The sequence below is a fragment of the Ancylobacter defluvii genome, from assembly GCF_018390605.1.
Lineage (GTDB): Bacteria > Pseudomonadota > Alphaproteobacteria > Rhizobiales > Xanthobacteraceae > Ancylobacter > Ancylobacter defluvii.
In genome coordinates this window covers 373,855-388,180 of the sequence record NZ_JAHBGD010000005.1, presented here as the reverse complement: position 1 = coordinate 388,180, position 14,326 = coordinate 373,855, and the positions used below count along the sequence as shown (strand labels likewise).

The window sequence follows — 14,326 nt, the reverse complement described above, 5'->3', positions numbered from 1 at the left end:
CCCCCTACACTGCCACCGCGACCTGGCGGATCAGTTCGTCGATCACGTCATCGGCGCGCTTGCCGTCGGCGCTCGCTTCATAGGTGAGCGAGACGCGGTGGCGCAGGCAGTCATGCGCGACGTTCTGCACATCCTCGGGCGTCACATAATCGCGCCCCTGCAGCCAGGCGAAGGCGCGCGAGGCGCGGTCGAGCGCCAGCGTGCCGCGCGGGCTGGCGCCGATGCCGATCCACGCCTTCAGCTGGTCGCCGAACTCGGCGGGCCGGCGGGTGGCGGCGACCAGCGCCACCATGTAGCTCTCAACCGCCTCGACCATCTTCACCGCGTCGATCTCTTTGCGGGCATCGAAGATCGCGCTCTGCACCACCTTTGGCGGCGGCGCCTCGGCGGTACCGGCCTGTTCGGCGCGCACCAGCCGCAGCACCTTGGCCTCGTCGGCATCGCTCGGATAGTCGATGCGCACATGCATGAGGAAACGGTCCATCTGCGCCTCGGGCAGCGGATAGGTTCCCTCCTGCTCGATGGGGTTCTGCGTCGCCAGCACCATGAACAGCTCCGGCAGCGGATAGCGGGTGCCGGAGACGGTGACCTGCCGCTCCTCCATCGCCTCCAGCAGCGCCGACTGCACCTTGGCCGGAGCGCGGTTGATCTCGTCCGCCAGCACCAGATTGCCGAAGATCGGCCCCTTGCGGAACTCGAAGCTGCCCGAGCCGGCGGCATCGGTGCGGTAGATCTCGCCGCCGGTGACGTCGGAGGGCAGCAGGTCGGGGGTGAACTGGATGCGGCTGAATTCGCTCTCCAGCGCCTGCGAGAGGCTCTTGATGGCGCGGGTCTTGGCGAGGCCCGGCAAGCCTTCCAGCAGCACATTGCCATTGGCGAGCAAGGCGATGACCAGGCGTTCGACCACCCGCTCCTGGCCGATGACGGAGCGGTTCACACGGGATTGGATCTCAAGGATGGGGTCGCGCGCCGACATGTCACTTCTTCTCGAAGGGGTAAATGATGTTCCAGTCGGTCTTCATATCGACGACGAGCCAGCCGCGCGCCGGCGCCTCGTCGAGCGCCTTGTCGAGCTTGCCGATATGTGAGGTCCGGTCATAGGCCCATTCGCGCACCGCGTCGGTGTGGTGGACGATCAGGCCGAAGCGCGGCCCGGCGTTCAACGTCGTCCATTGCAGCATCTGCTGATCGCCATCGGAATTGCCGGCGGCGAACACCGGGCGCCGGCCGATGAAGCGGTTGATGCCGACCGGCTTGCCGGGGCCGTCATCGATGAACTCGACCTCCGGCAGCTTGCGCATCACCGGGGTGTCGCCGTCGAGCACGAATTCGGTCTTGCCGGAGGAGCCGACCACCTGCTCGGGCGGGATGCCGTACACCCCCTCGGCCCAAGGCCGCATGAACTCCACGCCGCCGCCGGAGACGATGAAAGTCTTGAAACCATTCGCCCGCAGATAGGCCAGCAGTTCCAGCATCGGCTGGAACACCAGCTCGGTGTAGGGCCGGTCGAAGCGCGGGTGCCGCGCCGTCTTGATCCAGTCGAGCACGAGGGCGCGGAAATCCGAGACGGTGAGGCCGGCATGGGTGAGCGCCACGATCTGCAGCAGTCCCTTCTCGCCGAGCGCCGCCAGCGCCTTGGGGTCGCCGGACAGCGCGGATTTGTAGGGCTCCTGCCCGGCCAGCGCCGGATTCGCCTTCACCAGATCCTTTAGCCGGTCGAGCGCGAACATGAACTGGAAATAGACCGGCTGCTCCGACCACAGCGTGCCGTCATTGTCGAACACGGCGATGCGCTCGGCGACGGGCACGAAATCGGCGCCCCCCTGCTGGGTGACCCGCTCGACGAAGGCGCGGATCGACTGCTTGGCCGGTCCCGCGTTCCACGAGGGCAGCGGATCGGCGGTCTGGGCGACGAGCCCCGCCGGAGCGGAAAACACTGCGAAGGCCAGCAGCGCCGATGCGAGAACGCTCCGCCGGCTGGGCCGCACGCCCGTCTTCATGAACCGCCTCACGATACATCTCCCGGTATGTCGCTAGCCTTGGGCCGCCGCACGCAGCGAAAGCCGATATGGCTCATCGAACTGTCGACCGGCTCGGCATGTCGCGCGGCCGGCCGGTAGCGCCGGCAATAGCTGGGCGCGCACAGATGCGAACCGCCCTTGACCACTTTGCGCGGGATGCGGATCGTCGGCTGCCCCGGATCGAAGCTCGCCTCCTCCGGGCCGCCGCGCGGGTTCTGCGGCACGCAGCAGGGGCTGAGTGCTTCCTCCGGATGCCGGGTCGACCAGAAGTCGGCGGTCCACTCCCAGACATTGCCGATCATGTCGTGCAGGCCGTAGCCGTTGGGCGGGTAGGACTTCACCGGCGAGGTGCGCTCATAGCCGTCGAGGGCGAGATTCTGGAACGGGAACTCGCCCTGCCAGGTATTGGCCATCTGCCGGCCGTCGGGAGCGAACTCCTCACCCCAGGCATATTCCGCTCCGTCGAGGCCGCCGCGGGCGGCGAACTCCCATTCCGCCTCGGTCGGCAGTTCCTTGCCGGCCCAGCGCGCATAGGCCAGCGCATCCGCATAGGCGATGTGCACCACCGGATGCTCGTCCAGCCCCTTGAGGGAACTGCCCGGCCCATAGGGCTTGCGCCAGCTGGCACGAAAGCGGAAATCCCACCACTGCCGCCAGTCGCGCAGATCGACGGGATGATCCGGCGGCGTGAACACCAAGGAACCGGCCTTCAGCATCTCCGGCCGCGCGCCGGGATAGTCCTTGGGGTCGGGCGCGATCTCCGCCACCGTGACATGGCCGGTCGCCTCGACGAAGGCCCGGAACTGCGCATTGTTCACCGGCGTCACGTCGATGAAGAAGCCGGCGACGCTGACGCGATGGGCCGGGCGTTCCTCGGGATAATGGCTGTCCGAGCCCATGCGGAAGGTGCCGCCCTCGATCCACGCCATCTCGTCGGCACGCGGCGGCGTCTGTCGGAAGCGTTGGCGGTGTTCTCGACTCATGGCTCCCTCGTCACATGCGCGCGGGTTCACGGCAGAACATAGTTCAGGATGGCCTGCTGCCGCAGCACCACCTGGCGGATAACGTGGCTCACCTTCACGTGTTCGGTATAGATCGCCGCCGATCCGACGCTGCCGGCAGGCAGGCGCTCGGCGAGCGAGGCATCGTCCAGCGTCACCCGCACCGCGAACGGTGCCGCCTCGATCGCCTTCGGCTCCAGCGCGCTGCCGGACGGCGCCGCCTGCCCGCTGGCGATCGCCTGAAGCACCGTCTCCACCCGGCCGGTGAACACCTGTCCGGGGAGGAATTTGAAGCTCAGTTCGGCCTTCTGGCCGGGCTCGATGTAGCGAGCGTAGATCTGCGGCACCTCGACGACGATGAGCGTCTCCGAGGTGTCGATGAACGCCATCGCCGGCGCGAACGAGAGGTTGGACACCCGCGCGCCCTTGCGCAGCGCGAGATTGGTCACATAGCCGTCGGCGGGAGCCCGCACGGTGGTCTTGTCCAGGTTCCACGCCGCGCCATCGACCTGGGCCTGCAACTGGTCGACCTCGGAGCGGCGCTGCTCCACGTTGAACTCCGGCGACGCCTGCTTCTGCGCGAGCTCGGTCATCTGGCCGAGGCGGGTCCTGGCCAATTCCAACTGCGCCTCGAGCGCGCGGAGCTGCGCCTCATAGGGAACCGGATCGATGCGAAACAGCACGTCGCCGGCTTTCAGCGGCGTGTTCGGCTGCACGGGAACGTCGATCACCTCGCCCGCCACGTCCGGCACGATCCGCACGGATTGGCGGGCGACCAACGCCGCGCCGGCGGGCGCCCCCCAGCCCATGGGGATGAACAGCCCGACCAGCAGCAACAGCAGCACCAGCAGCGGCGAGATTTTCCAGAACAGGTTGGCGGGGACGATCTTCAGCCAGATCAGCGCCAACAGAATCGCGATGTAGCCGTTGAGAAGGAAGACGATCACGGGTTCGCCTCCCGCTTGCCGGCCGGCCGGCCGGGCACGTCGACATAGGCCCAGATAAAGGCGAGTGGCCACAGCACGAAGCCGAAGACCAGCGTTACCCAGCCGGCGACCGCGACCGCCTGAGCCCAGGGATGGCCGCGCCGCCGCGCCACATAGCCGGGCGCCATGCCGAGAATGACGAGGACGGCCACCAGCGACGCCACGGCGACGACGAGAACCACGATGGCGAAAATATCGATGGTGGCCATGTCGTTACGTCACCTTCGAGTCTGTCGCCAGTGTCGACGGCGAGGTGAGCAGGAGCAAAGCGCCTGCCGCATTTTAGTACATCGAGTGGGTAAAGAACATCGAAGCGGCGGCACCGGCAAGCATCGTTTGCCGCGTATGGATAATTTTCCACCGGCGCAGGATGTGTATGGATTTTAGTTTCAAAGGCGAAGGATTAGGGTGCCGAAAGCGCCGCGCGTCTTGCATGAGATATAGGGAAAGCCATCTCGGCCCTTTCTACACCTGCCCGACGCCATCGCCGACCGGCCGGTCCGGATGTCGCGGACCGACGCGCCTCGGGCCTATCGCCGTCCGCCCGGCTGGACTCCCGCCTTATTCATGCATAGTTTCTGCATGTTTAAAAAACAGGCGCACCGTGACGCATAAATGACCATCGTCCGGCGGCGCTTCCGTCCATCCCCGCTGGAGTGGGTCCGTAGCCCCCTTTCGGCGCGGTGCATTTGGAGTGGGCCTTGTCAGCCTTTGCACGCTTGCGACTGTTTCGACCGATCCTCGCCGGTGCCACGCTGCGGGATCGAGCCCTGGCCTGTTTCGGCGCCCTGATGGGGATTGGCCTGTCGGCGGTGATCGGCGGCCTCGCCGCGGCGGATCTCAATCATCTGGTATGGATCGTTCCACCGATGGGCGCGTCGGCGGTGCTGCTGTTCGCCGTGCCGGCAAGCCCGATGGCGCAGCCCTGGCCGGCCATCGGTGGCAATGTGATCTCCGCCGCCATCGGCGTCGCCATCGGCCATTTCATGCCGCTCACCGCGCTCTCGGCCGGGCTGGCGGTGGCGCTGGCCATCGGCGCCATGTCGCTGCTGCGATGCCTGCACCCACCCGGCGGCGCCGCCGCATTGGTCGGTCTGTTCATCGGCGGGTCGTCGAGCCTGCTGTTTCCCTTCGTGCCGGTCGGACTGAATGCCGTCGTGCTGGTGGCGAGCGCGTGGCTCTATCATCGGCTGTCCGGCCACAGCTACCCGCATGTCGCCGCGCCGCCGCAGCCGGCCCGCGCGCGGGACCTGCCCTGGACCATCAGCAAGGCCGACATCGCGGCAACGCTGGCTGAGGTCGGCGAGGCCTACGACATCGGCGCCGAAGATCTCGAGGAGCTGGTGCGCCATATCGAAAAGCGGGCTGTCGCCCGCTCCTACCATCAGCTGAGCTGTGCCGATCTGATGGTGAAGAACGTCATCAGCGTGCCGGAAGACGCCTCGCCCGAGCAGGCCCGTGCGCTGCTGGTCAAGCGCGACATCCGCCGGCTGGCGGTGGTCGATGCCGAGGGACGCCTCGTCGGTTCTGTCGGCCTGCGCGAACTCGTGCATCCGGCCGGACAGGTGCGGGATGCGATGACCCCGGCCGCGGCGGCGGCCCCCGCGTCGCCGGCGATCGACCTCTTGGAGCGCTATGCCCGCGACCGGGTGCACGCGGTGTTCGTCATCGATGCGGCCCGTCGACCGGTGGGGGTGGTCACGGAGGCGGACTGGCTCCACGTGCTGACGCGTGGCCTCGGCTAGGCCCGCCGCGGCGCCGCGCGGAGCCTGGCGCGGCGGGGCCGCGCCGTCAGTTCGCGGCGGGCAGCGGCAGAGAGGGGCCGCCGGCGCCCTGCGGCGCGAACAGCACCGATTGCAGGCTGTGGGCGATGCGCAAAGCCCGGAGTTTCAGGGCCTGCGCCACCGCCGGCTCCATGAGTTCGTCGGCGGTCTGGCCCCACAAGGCGAGCCAGCGCCCGAACAGCGCGGGAGAGATGCGGTGGCGATGCTTGAAATGCGCCGGCACCGGCCGGCCCTTGTAGCGGCCGCTGGTCAGCATCACCGAGGACCAGAAGGCCGCCAGCGTCTCGAGATGCGCCGGCCAGTCCGACACCGCGTCGGCGAACACCGGCCCGAGTTCGGCATCCGCCCGGACCCGCGCGTAGAATGCCTCGACAAGCGCCTTCAGCCCCGGCTCGTCCAACCGCAAAACCGCCATGACCCGCCTCATGCTTCACCGGCGCCCATCTATATGCCGGCAGGAAAACATGCAAACATGATACATCGTTTTCACGCGGAGCCGACATGCGCCTGACGCGCTACACCGATTACGCGATGCGGGTGCTGCTGTATCTCGGCTCGCACCCGGACCGGCTGTGCTCGATCGCCGAGATCGCCCGCGCCTACGCCATTTCGCAGAATCACCTGATGAAGGTGGTCAATGATCTGGTGAATGCCGGCTATCTGCAGAGCGTGCGCGGCCGTTCCGGCGGCGTCCGGCTGGCGCGGCCGGCCGGCGACATCAATGTCGGCGCGCTGATACGACATACCGAGGACGATTTCGACCTGGTCGGCTGCGGCAACTGCATCATCGCGCCGGCCTGCGGCCTGACCTGTGTGCTCGACGAGGCCCTGCAGGCCTTCCTCGCGACTCTCGATCGCTATTCGCTGGCCGATGTGTTGAGCAAGCGCGGCGACTTCCGGCATCTTTTGAAGGCGTCGTGAGCACCGTGCCGGTGCCGGCCGCCGGTGGAGCGAGCCGGCCCGAGCGCTTCGGCGACCCGGCCCCTTCGGGCGCGGCGACCTCTGACACGGTCAGCAACGCGGATGGCAGGCGCTACTCCGGAAGCCCCTCGCCCGGCAGAGGCGCCGAGCGACCGGCGCATCTCCCCTACTGCCACCTGCGCAAGCCTGCACAACAGCCGATCGGCGGCGCTGCCGAGACAGGCCGGCGTGCGGGCCACCATGAAAGCCTTGTCTCTCCTCATCCGGGCCGCAGATGACGCATCCCCTGACGCCCCAATCACGCCGCCGCCAAAAACATAATCTGTAATTATTGATATGAGATGAGTGATGCGATAACGTCACCTCAATAACCTGCGGACGCTACGATCCGCGCAAAAACCCCATGGGAAGAGGAAAACGATGCCGAAACATGCCCTTACTGCGCTTGCTCTCTGCCTCGGCCTTGCTGTGCCGAGCGTGGCGCTCGCCGAATGGAAGCCGAACCGTCCGGTGGAGTTCGTGGCGGCGGCCGGTCCCGGCGGCGGCACCGACACCTTCGCCCGTGTCGTGCAATCCGCGCTCAGCAAGAACGAATTGCTGACCACGCCGATCATCGTCAGCAACAAGGCCGGCGGCTCGGGCGCCGAAACCTTCATCTATGCGAAGTCGAACAAGGGCGATCCCTACAAGCTGTATTTCGGCACCCAGGACGCCTATGTGCTGCCGCTGGCCAACAAGCTCTCCTACAGCCTGAAGGACCTCACCCCCATTGCGGCGATGGTGTTCGATCCCTTCATGCTGTGGGTGAACCCCAAGACCTCCGGCATCGAGGACGTGAAGGGCTTCATCGCCAAGGCGAAGGAAGCCCCCGGCCAGCTCAAGCTCGGCGGCGCCAAGGCGAAGGAGGCCGACGAGACGCTGATGACGCTCATCGAGCATGCCACCGGCGTCGACCTCACCTACATCCCCTATAAGAGCGGCAGCGAGGCGGCGATCCAGGTCGCCGGCGGGCACATTACCGCCAATGTCAACAATCCGAGCGAGAGCGTCGAGCAGTGGAAGGCCGGCGTGCAGAAGCCGCTCTGCGTCTTCGAGAACGAGCGCCTCGCCGACACCACCGTGATTGCCGATGGCCTGTCCTGGCACGACATCCCGACCTGCAAGGAAGCCGGCATCGCGGTCGACAGCTTCGCCCAGCCGCGCACCATCTGGGCGGCGGCGGACCTGCCGCCGGAAGCGCTGGCCTATTACACCGACCTGTTCACCAAGGCGGCCGCCGCGCCGGAGTTCAAGGCCTATCAGCAGCGCGGCGCCCAGATCCCGCGCCTGCTGACCGGCGACGCCTTCAAGGACTTCATCAAGAAGCACGAGGCGAGCTACGCCGAGATCTACAAGCGCAACGGCTGGCTGCGCGCCGAGCAGTGAGCGCCCGCCGGGGCGCCGTCGTGAAGACGGCCCCCATGGCGTTCCTTGCGGACGGCGGCCGCCGTCGTCCGCCTTTCCTTCCCGCCGCGTCGGAGTGAGGCATATGGATATCTCGCGCAGCACCATGGACATCGCCGCCGCCTGCGCCACCGCCGCCGTCGGCGCGGTGGTCTGCTACGGCGCCACGCTGAACGGCATCGCCTGGGGCGATTCCGGGCCGGAGCCCGGCTATTTCCCCTTCTATGTCGGCGGCCTGATCATCCTCGGCAGCGCCGGCACCATCGTGCAGGCCTGGCGCCGCCGCGCCGCCGGGCATGACAGGCCGGGAGCGGACGCCGGAGCCGACAGCTTCCTCGATGGCGAGCGGCTGCGCACCATCCTCGCCTTCTTCCTGCCGATCGTCGCCATGGTCGCCGTCTCGGCCTGGCTCGGCCTCTATGTCGGCATGGCGCTCTACATCTTCTACGCCCTGCGCATCGCCGCCGGTTTCCGCACCCTCACCGCGGCGCTGGCGGCGCTGGCGGTGGTGGCGGTGAACTTCGTCATCTTCGAGAAGCTGTTCATGGTCCCGCTGCTCAAGGGACCGATCCTCGAAGCCTTCGGCATCTACTGACCAACAAAAACACCGCTGCAAAAAACATCGAGGGACGCGCCATGGGCAATTTCGGGCAATTGATGGACGGCTTCGCCGTCGCGCTCACCGCCCATCACCTGATGATCATGGTGGTGGGCGTGCTTCTCGGACTGGTGGTCGGCGTCCTTCCGGGCCTCGGCGCCCCCAATGGCGTGTCGCTGCTGCTGCCGCTCACCTTCACCATGGATCCGATTTCCGCCATCATCCTGCTCACCTCGATGTATTGGGGCGCGCTGTTCGGCGGATCGACCACCTCCATCCTGTTCAACATTCCCGGCGAGCCCTCCTCCGTCGCCACCACCTTCGACGGCTACCCGCTGGCGAAACAGGGGCAGGCGGCGCGGGCGCTCACCCTCGCCTTCACCTCCGCCGGCATCGGCGCGCTCACCGGCGTGCTGGTGATCACCCTGCTGTCGGGCTGGGTGGCCAACTTCGCGCTGCGCTTCGGCGCGGCGGAATATTTCGCCGTCTATTTCATGGCCTTCGCCAGCTTCATCGGCATGTCCGGCGGCTCGCCGTTCAAGACGCTGGTGTCGATGATGCTCGGCTTCGCCGCCGCCACCGTCGGCATCGACACCATCTCCGGCGAGTCGCGCCTCACCTTCGAGTTCGACGAGCTGATCGGCGGCATCTCCTTCCTCATCGCAGTCATCGGCCTGTTCGGCCTCGGTGAGCTGCTGCTCACCATGGAAGAGGGGCTGAAGTTCGAGGGCGTGAAGGCCAAGCTGGACATTCGCGTCATCGCGCGCACCGTCGCGGAAATGCCGCGCTACTGGGCGACGCTGATCCGCAGCGCCCTCATCGGCTGCTGGATGGGCATCACCCCCGGCGGCCCCACCGCCGCGTCCTTCATGAGCTACGCGCTGGGGCGCCGCTTCTCCCGCCGCGGCCGCTTCTTCGGCAAAGGCGAGCCGGAAGGCATCGTCGCCCCGGAGACCGCCGACCATTCCGCCGGCTCGTGCGCGCTGCTGCCCATGCTGGCGCTCGGCATTCCCGGCTCCGCCACCGCCGCGGTGATGATGGGCGGGCTGATGATCTGGGGCCTGTCGCCCGGCCCGATGCTGTTCTCGACACGGCCGGATTTCGTCTGGGGCCTGATCGCCTCGATGTATATGGGCAACCTCATCGCCGTCGTGCTGGTTCTGGCCACCGTGCCGCTGTTCGCCTTCATCCTGCGGGCGCCCTTCACCGTCGTCGGGCCGCTGATCACCGTCGTCTGCGTCATCGGCGCCTATACCGTGGCCAACCACATGTTCGATGTCTGGCTGGCGCTGGGCTTCGGCATCGTCGGCTACGTGTTCAAGAAGCTCGACTACCCTCTGGCGCCCTTCGTGCTCGCCATGGTGCTGGGCGACAAGGCGGAGGATGCCTTCCGCCAGGCCATGCTGACCTCGGACGGTTCGCCGGCGATCTTCTTCTCCAACGGCCTCGTCGCGACCATGATGGGCCTCGGCCTGCTGCTGCTGTGCCTGCCGGCGATCTCGCTGCTGCTCAAGGGCCGCGCGGCCACGCCCAAGGACGGCGCCGCCCCGGCGCCGGAAGGGAGGTCGGCGTGATCGACTTTCCGACACAGGCGGTTCCCGCCTATCCTGCCACCGGGAAACGCACAGGCTCGCAGAAGCCGTCAGGAACAGACCGCATGTCCTCGCCCATCGTCCGTCATTCTCTCCACGAATCCCTCGTCGCGCCCTTGCGCGAGATGATCCTGCAAGGCGAGCTGCGGCCGGGCGAGAAAGTGCCGGAGGAGGAGCTGTGCGAGCGCTTCGGCGTGTCGCGCACGCCGATTCGCGAGGCGCTGAAGGTGCTGGCGGCGGAAGGAGTGCTGCAGATCCTGCCGCATCGCGGCGCCATCGTCGCCCGCATCACCGAGGAGCAGATCGAGGAGTTGTTCCCGATCATGGCCTCGCTGGAGCGACTGGCCGGCCTGCTCGCCTGCCAGAACGCCACCGATGCCGATGTGGCGCGCATGCGCGCGCTGCACGAGCGGATGATCGCCTGCTACGAGGCCGACGACGAGGTCGAGTATCTGCGCCACAACCGGCTGATCCACGAGGGTTTCTTCACCATCGCCGGCAACGCCACCCTCTCCGCCTTCTACCAGCAGATCCTCACCCGCATCCACGCCTGCCGTTTCGTGGTGCGCAAGAGCCGGGAGCACTGGCAGGCGGCGGTGGCCGAGCACACGCAGATGATCGAGGCGCTGGCGGCGCGCGATGCCCCGCGCCTCGCCGCCATCCTCGAGACCCATGTCACCGGCACCACGGTGGGCATCGCCCGCGCCTTCGTAAGTCGTCTCCAGACCGGCGGCGAGGCGCAAGCGGCGGCGGCCAAGCCGAGGCCGCGCGGGCGCAAGCCCACGGCCGCGCTCACCGGTTGAGCGCGGCGCCGGCCCTTCCGGGGGCCGCGCTCCGCGCAGTTTGTAATTATTGATTTGTTATGCGGGCTCCTCCCGCAGAAAGGCTCGAAACCGATGACCGATGTTCTGGACCAATCGCGGGAGAAGCCGGCCACCCAGCGCCAGGAGGACAATGCAGCGCCGCCGCGGCCGCTCCCCCTTGCCGGCGTGCGGGTGCTCGATGTCAGCCAGGTCATGGCCGGCCCGTATAGCTGCATGCTGCTCGGCGATCTCGGCGCCGACGTCATCAAGATCGAGCCGCCGGGCACCGGCGACCAGACCCGTGGCGCCATGGGGTTCAAGATGAAGGGGCCCGACAGCATGGGCTTCCTCAACATGAACCGCAACAAGCGCTCGGTGGCGGTGAACCTCAAGAGCGACGCCGGCCGCGAGTTGTTCTACGAACTGGTCAAGAGCGCCGACATCCTGGTCGAGAACTATCGGCCGGGGGTGATGAAGAAGCTGAAATGCGACTACGAGACCATTCGCCACCATAATCCGCGTCTGGTCTATGCTTCCATCTCCGGCTTCGGCCAGTCCGGTCCCTGGGCGGGGCGGCCCGGCTTCGACCTGATGGCGCAGGCGATGTCCGGCGTCATGAGCGTCACCGGCCATCCCGGCGGGCTGCCGGTGAAGGCCGGCGTGCCGGTCGCCGATATCGGCTGCGGCCTGTTCGCCACCTATGCGGTGCTCGCCGCCTATATCGGCGCCAAGGCCACCGGCGAGGGCCAGTACATCGATGCCTCGCTGTTCGAGGCGGCGCTGGCCTTCTCGGTATGGGACATCTCGGAATATTGGGGCCGCGGCACCCAGCCGATCCCGCTCGGCACTGCCAACCGCATGAGCGCGCCCTATCAGGCGGTGAAGTCCAAGGACGGCTATTTCGTCATGGGCGCCACCAACCAGAAGCTCTGGCTGCTGCTGTGCGACACGCTGGCGCGCCCCGAACTGGTCGAGGATCCGCGCTTCAAGACCAATCCCGACCGCCTCGCCCATCGCGAGGTGCTGATCGAGGAACTGGAGAAGACCTTCGTCACCCGCACCTCGGATGAGTGGGTGGAGGCGCTGCTCGCCGTCGGCATTCCGGCCGGCACGATGTACACTTATCCCGAGGCGTTCGAGAGCGAGCACGGCCGCCATCGGCAGATGCGCATCGAGATCGATCATCCGAACGAGGGCAAGGTGTCGAATATCGGCTTTGCGGTGAAGCTCACCGGCACCCCGCAGCAGGTGCGCCGCCACCCGCCGCTGCTCGGTCAGCACACCGACGAGGTGCTGAAGGAGATCGGCCTCGACAGCGCCGCCATCGAAAATCTCACCGCTCGCGGAGCCTTCGCGTCATGAACGTCGTCGCCAAACCCGAGGCCGCCAAATCCGAGGCCGTCAAATCCGAGGCCGCCCGGGCGGAAAGCAGCGAAGGCACCGTGCGCCTTGCCATCGAAGGTCCGGTCGCCCGCCTCACCTTCGATCGCCCTTCGGCCCGCAACGCCATGACCTGGCGCATGTATGAGGAGCTTGCCGACGCCTGCCGCGTCATCTCGGCCACCCGCGAGGTGCGGGTCGCGGTGCTGCGCGGCGCCGGCGGCAAGGCCTTCATCGCCGGCACGGATATCGAGCAGTTCCGCGCCTTCTCCTCCGGCGGCGACGGCATCGCCTATGAGGAGAAGGTCGAGCACTATGTCGGCACGCTGGAAGCGCTTGCCGTGCCCACCGTCGCGGTGGTGGAAGGCTGGGCGGTCGGCGGCGGCATGGCGCTGGCCAATGCCTGCGATTTCCGGCTGGCGACGCCGGGCGCCCGCTTCGGGGTGCCGATCGCCCGCACGCTGGGCAACTGCCTGTCGGCCTCCAATGTGCAGCGGCTGGTGGCGACGCTGGGGGTGAGCACGGTCAAGCGCATGCTGCTGCTCGCCGAGACGCCGAAGGCCGAGGAACTGCCGCCGGGCTATGTGACGGTGGTGCCGCCGGAGGAACTCGACGCCCGCGTCGCGGAACTGTGCGCCCGCCTGGTTTCGCACGCGCCGATCACGCTGCGCGTCACCAAGGAGATGCTGCGCCGCCTCGCCCACGACCCCGACGCCGCCGACGCCGATCTGGTGCGCGAAACCTATGGCTCGGCGGATTTCCGCGAGGGCGTCGAGGCCTTTCTTGGCAAGCGCCCGCCGGCATGGCGCGGCGAATAGCCGGCGCGCCGTCGCGACGCGCCGCCCGCCGCGGCTGAGCGCCTTCCGCGGCGATTCGGCTCCCGTCAGATCAGCGATACGCCCGCGGCACCGTCCGCGGGCTTTTTTTTGCGGCTCCACCCGTCTTCGGGAAGCCCGGCAGCGCGATGCCACCGCCCGGCGCACGCCACAGGGCACACGCGGTGCAGTTTTCCTAAAGGAATATATTGTTCGCTTCCGGCGACGATGCTTTGATGGCGTCACATTGGGTCGGATCGCTGTGGGAGGCGCCGTGATGGATATGAAGACCGGCGAGAGCGACGGCGTCGATCTGGGCGGCCGGGTGAAGGGGCTGCGCAGCCGCGCCGGCCTCACCATCAAGGAGGTGGCGGCGCGCTCCGGCATCTCGCCGTCCGCCATCTCGAAGATCGAGAACAACCTGCTCTCCCCGACCTATGACAACATCATCCGCCTCGCCCAAGGGCTGGGAATCGATATTTCCGAACTGTTCTCGGCCACCCGCAAGCAGGCGCCGCACGGCCGGCGCTCGCTGACCCGCGTCGGCCAGGGCGATTATATCCGCACCCGTGCCTACACGCTGGAAATGCTGTGTTCGGATCTCACCGCCAAACGCATGCAGCCGATGAAGGCGCGGCTGCGCGCCCATGAGACGCGCGAATTCGGCGCGCTGGTCGCCCATGCCGGCGAGGAGGTGGTGCTGGTGCTGAAGGGCCGGGTGACGCTGCTCACCGAATTCTACGCCCCCGTTACCCTCGACGAGGGCGACAGCGTCTATTTCGATAGCACCATGGGACACGCGCTGCTCAGTGCCGGCGCCGACGATGCCGAGATTTTCTGGGTCTGCGCCGCCGACCAAAATCTCGATTTTGCCGAAACTCTGCCGGAGTCCACTTGACAGTTTCGTATTAGGAATAAAACATTCTTATAAGAAACGTACTTTCAATTATCTACCAAACAAATATAGATTTGCCATCCATTT

At 67.1% G+C, this 14,326-nt stretch carries 15 protein-coding genes; 9 read left to right on the top strand and 6 right to left on the bottom strand.

The features are described 5' to 3' along the window. Positions 1-4: 4 nt before the first annotated feature. The 5 genes from KHC24_RS04430 to KHC24_RS04410 are packed head-to-tail and all read right to left on the bottom strand — an operon-like array spanning position 5 to position 4,217. Positions 5-976 carry an AAA family ATPase gene (locus tag KHC24_RS04430; protein ID WP_213359698.1) on the bottom strand — a complete coding sequence of 324 codons (972 nt, stop codon included), beginning with the start codon at positions 974-976 and terminating at the stop codon, positions 5-7. Between the two features lies 1 nt (position 977). Beyond that, complete coding sequence (locus tag KHC24_RS04425) at positions 978-2,000, bottom strand: HAD family hydrolase (protein ID WP_213359696.1); 1,023 nt, start codon at positions 1,998-2,000, stop codon at positions 978-980. A gap of 8 nt (positions 2,001-2,008) precedes the next feature. Then, positions 2,009-3,004, bottom strand: coding sequence for a formylglycine-generating enzyme family protein (locus tag KHC24_RS04420; protein WP_246546124.1), 996 nt, complete (start codon positions 3,002-3,004; stop codon positions 2,009-2,011). Positions 3,005-3,030: 26 nt separating this feature from the next. Then, on the bottom strand, positions 3,031-3,969 hold the full coding sequence (locus KHC24_RS04415) for an HlyD family secretion protein (protein ID WP_213359694.1): 939 nt from the start codon (positions 3,967-3,969) through the stop codon (positions 3,031-3,033). Continuing rightward, positions 3,966-4,217, bottom strand: a complete 252-nt coding sequence (locus tag KHC24_RS04410) for a DUF3302 domain-containing protein (RefSeq protein ID WP_213359692.1) — start codon at positions 4,215-4,217, stop codon at positions 3,966-3,968. Before KHC24_RS04410 ends, KHC24_RS04415 begins: the two co-directional genes overlap by 4 nt. A 492-nt stretch (positions 4,218-4,709) precedes the next feature. Here KHC24_RS04410 and KHC24_RS04405 point away from each other — a divergent pair, with 492 nt between their 5' ends. Then, on the top strand, positions 4,710-5,753 hold the full coding sequence (locus tag KHC24_RS04405) for an HPP family protein (protein ID WP_246546121.1): 1,044 nt from the start codon (positions 4,710-4,712) through the stop codon (positions 5,751-5,753). A gap of 46 nt (positions 5,754-5,799) precedes the next feature. Here KHC24_RS04405 and KHC24_RS04400 read toward each other — a convergent pair whose 3' ends face one another. Next, positions 5,800-6,207 carry a group III truncated hemoglobin gene (locus tag KHC24_RS04400; RefSeq protein WP_213359689.1) on the bottom strand — a complete coding sequence of 136 codons (408 nt, stop codon included), beginning with the start codon at positions 6,205-6,207 and terminating at the stop codon, positions 5,800-5,802. A gap of 86 nt (positions 6,208-6,293) precedes the next feature. Between KHC24_RS04400 and KHC24_RS04395 the strand changes: the two genes are divergently transcribed. The 8 genes from KHC24_RS04395 (at position 6,294) to KHC24_RS04360 (ending at position 14,242) form a co-directional block, all read left to right on the top strand. Further along, entirely contained in the window at positions 6,294-6,713 is a 420-nt protein-coding gene (locus KHC24_RS04395; RefSeq protein WP_213359686.1) for an RrF2 family transcriptional regulator, read from the top strand. 420 nt (positions 6,714-7,133) lie between these two features. Next, complete coding sequence (locus KHC24_RS04390) at positions 7,134-8,138, top strand: Bug family tripartite tricarboxylate transporter substrate binding protein (protein ID WP_213359683.1); 1,005 nt, start codon at positions 7,134-7,136, stop codon at positions 8,136-8,138. A 103-nt stretch (positions 8,139-8,241) separates the two neighbouring features. Further along, positions 8,242-8,751 (top strand): tripartite tricarboxylate transporter TctB family protein, encoded by a 510-nt coding sequence (locus KHC24_RS04385; RefSeq protein ID WP_213359682.1) that lies wholly within the window; start codon positions 8,242-8,244, stop codon positions 8,749-8,751. Positions 8,752-8,792: 41 nt separating this feature from the next. Continuing rightward, a complete protein-coding gene (locus KHC24_RS04380) occupies positions 8,793-10,328 on the top strand; it encodes a tripartite tricarboxylate transporter permease (protein ID WP_213359681.1) in 1,536 nt (511 codons plus the stop codon). 83 nt (positions 10,329-10,411) lie between these two features. Continuing rightward, entirely contained in the window at positions 10,412-11,149 is a 738-nt protein-coding gene (locus KHC24_RS04375; RefSeq protein ID WP_213359680.1) for a GntR family transcriptional regulator, read from the top strand. Positions 11,150-11,242: 93 nt separating this feature from the next. After that, on the top strand, positions 11,243-12,511 hold the full coding sequence (locus KHC24_RS04370; protein ID WP_213359679.1) for a CaiB/BaiF CoA transferase family protein: 1,269 nt from the start codon (positions 11,243-11,245) through the stop codon (positions 12,509-12,511). Beyond that, the gene (locus KHC24_RS04365; protein WP_213359678.1) at positions 12,508-13,347 is read left to right on the top strand and encodes an enoyl-CoA hydratase/isomerase family protein; all 840 of its coding nucleotides are present in this window, start codon (positions 12,508-12,510) and stop codon (positions 13,345-13,347) included. The genes KHC24_RS04370 and KHC24_RS04365 overlap by 4 nt, the downstream gene beginning before the upstream one ends. Before the next feature lie 274 nt (positions 13,348-13,621). Beyond that, complete coding sequence (locus KHC24_RS04360; RefSeq protein WP_246546119.1) at positions 13,622-14,242, top strand: helix-turn-helix domain-containing protein; 621 nt, start codon at positions 13,622-13,624, stop codon at positions 14,240-14,242. The last annotated feature ends 84 nt before the right edge of the window (positions 14,243-14,326 follow it).

Excerpts from the sequence above, each read along its gene's own strand:
- KHC24_RS04430 (WP_213359698.1), bottom strand. The coding sequence starts at position 976 with ATGTCGGCGCGCGACCCCATCCTTGAGATCCAATCCCGTGTGAACCGC.
- KHC24_RS04425 (WP_213359696.1), bottom strand. The coding sequence starts at position 2,000 with ATGAAGACGGGCGTGCGGCCCAGCCGGCGGAGCGTTCTCGCATCGGCG.
- KHC24_RS04420 (WP_246546124.1), bottom strand. The coding sequence starts at position 3,004 with ATGAGTCGAGAACACCGCCAACGCTTCCGACAGACGCCGCCGCGTGCC.
- KHC24_RS04410 (WP_213359692.1), bottom strand. The coding sequence starts at position 4,217 with ATGGCCACCATCGATATTTTCGCCATCGTGGTTCTCGTCGTCGCCGTG.
- KHC24_RS04400 (WP_213359689.1), bottom strand. The coding sequence starts at position 6,207 with ATGGCGGTTTTGCGGTTGGACGAGCCGGGGCTGAAGGCGCTTGTCGAG.
- KHC24_RS04395 (WP_213359686.1), top strand. The coding sequence starts at position 6,294 with ATGCGCCTGACGCGCTACACCGATTACGCGATGCGGGTGCTGCTGTAT.
- KHC24_RS04390 (WP_213359683.1), top strand. The coding sequence starts at position 7,134 with ATGCCGAAACATGCCCTTACTGCGCTTGCTCTCTGCCTCGGCCTTGCT.
- KHC24_RS04385 (WP_213359682.1), top strand. The coding sequence starts at position 8,242 with ATGGATATCTCGCGCAGCACCATGGACATCGCCGCCGCCTGCGCCACC.
- KHC24_RS04380 (WP_213359681.1), top strand. The coding sequence starts at position 8,793 with ATGGGCAATTTCGGGCAATTGATGGACGGCTTCGCCGTCGCGCTCACC.
- KHC24_RS04375 (WP_213359680.1), top strand. The coding sequence starts at position 10,412 with ATGTCCTCGCCCATCGTCCGTCATTCTCTCCACGAATCCCTCGTCGCG.
- KHC24_RS04370 (WP_213359679.1), top strand. The coding sequence starts at position 11,243 with ATGACCGATGTTCTGGACCAATCGCGGGAGAAGCCGGCCACCCAGCGC.
- KHC24_RS04365 (WP_213359678.1), top strand. The coding sequence starts at position 12,508 with ATGAACGTCGTCGCCAAACCCGAGGCCGCCAAATCCGAGGCCGTCAAA.
- KHC24_RS04360 (WP_246546119.1), top strand. The coding sequence starts at position 13,622 with ATGGATATGAAGACCGGCGAGAGCGACGGCGTCGATCTGGGCGGCCGG.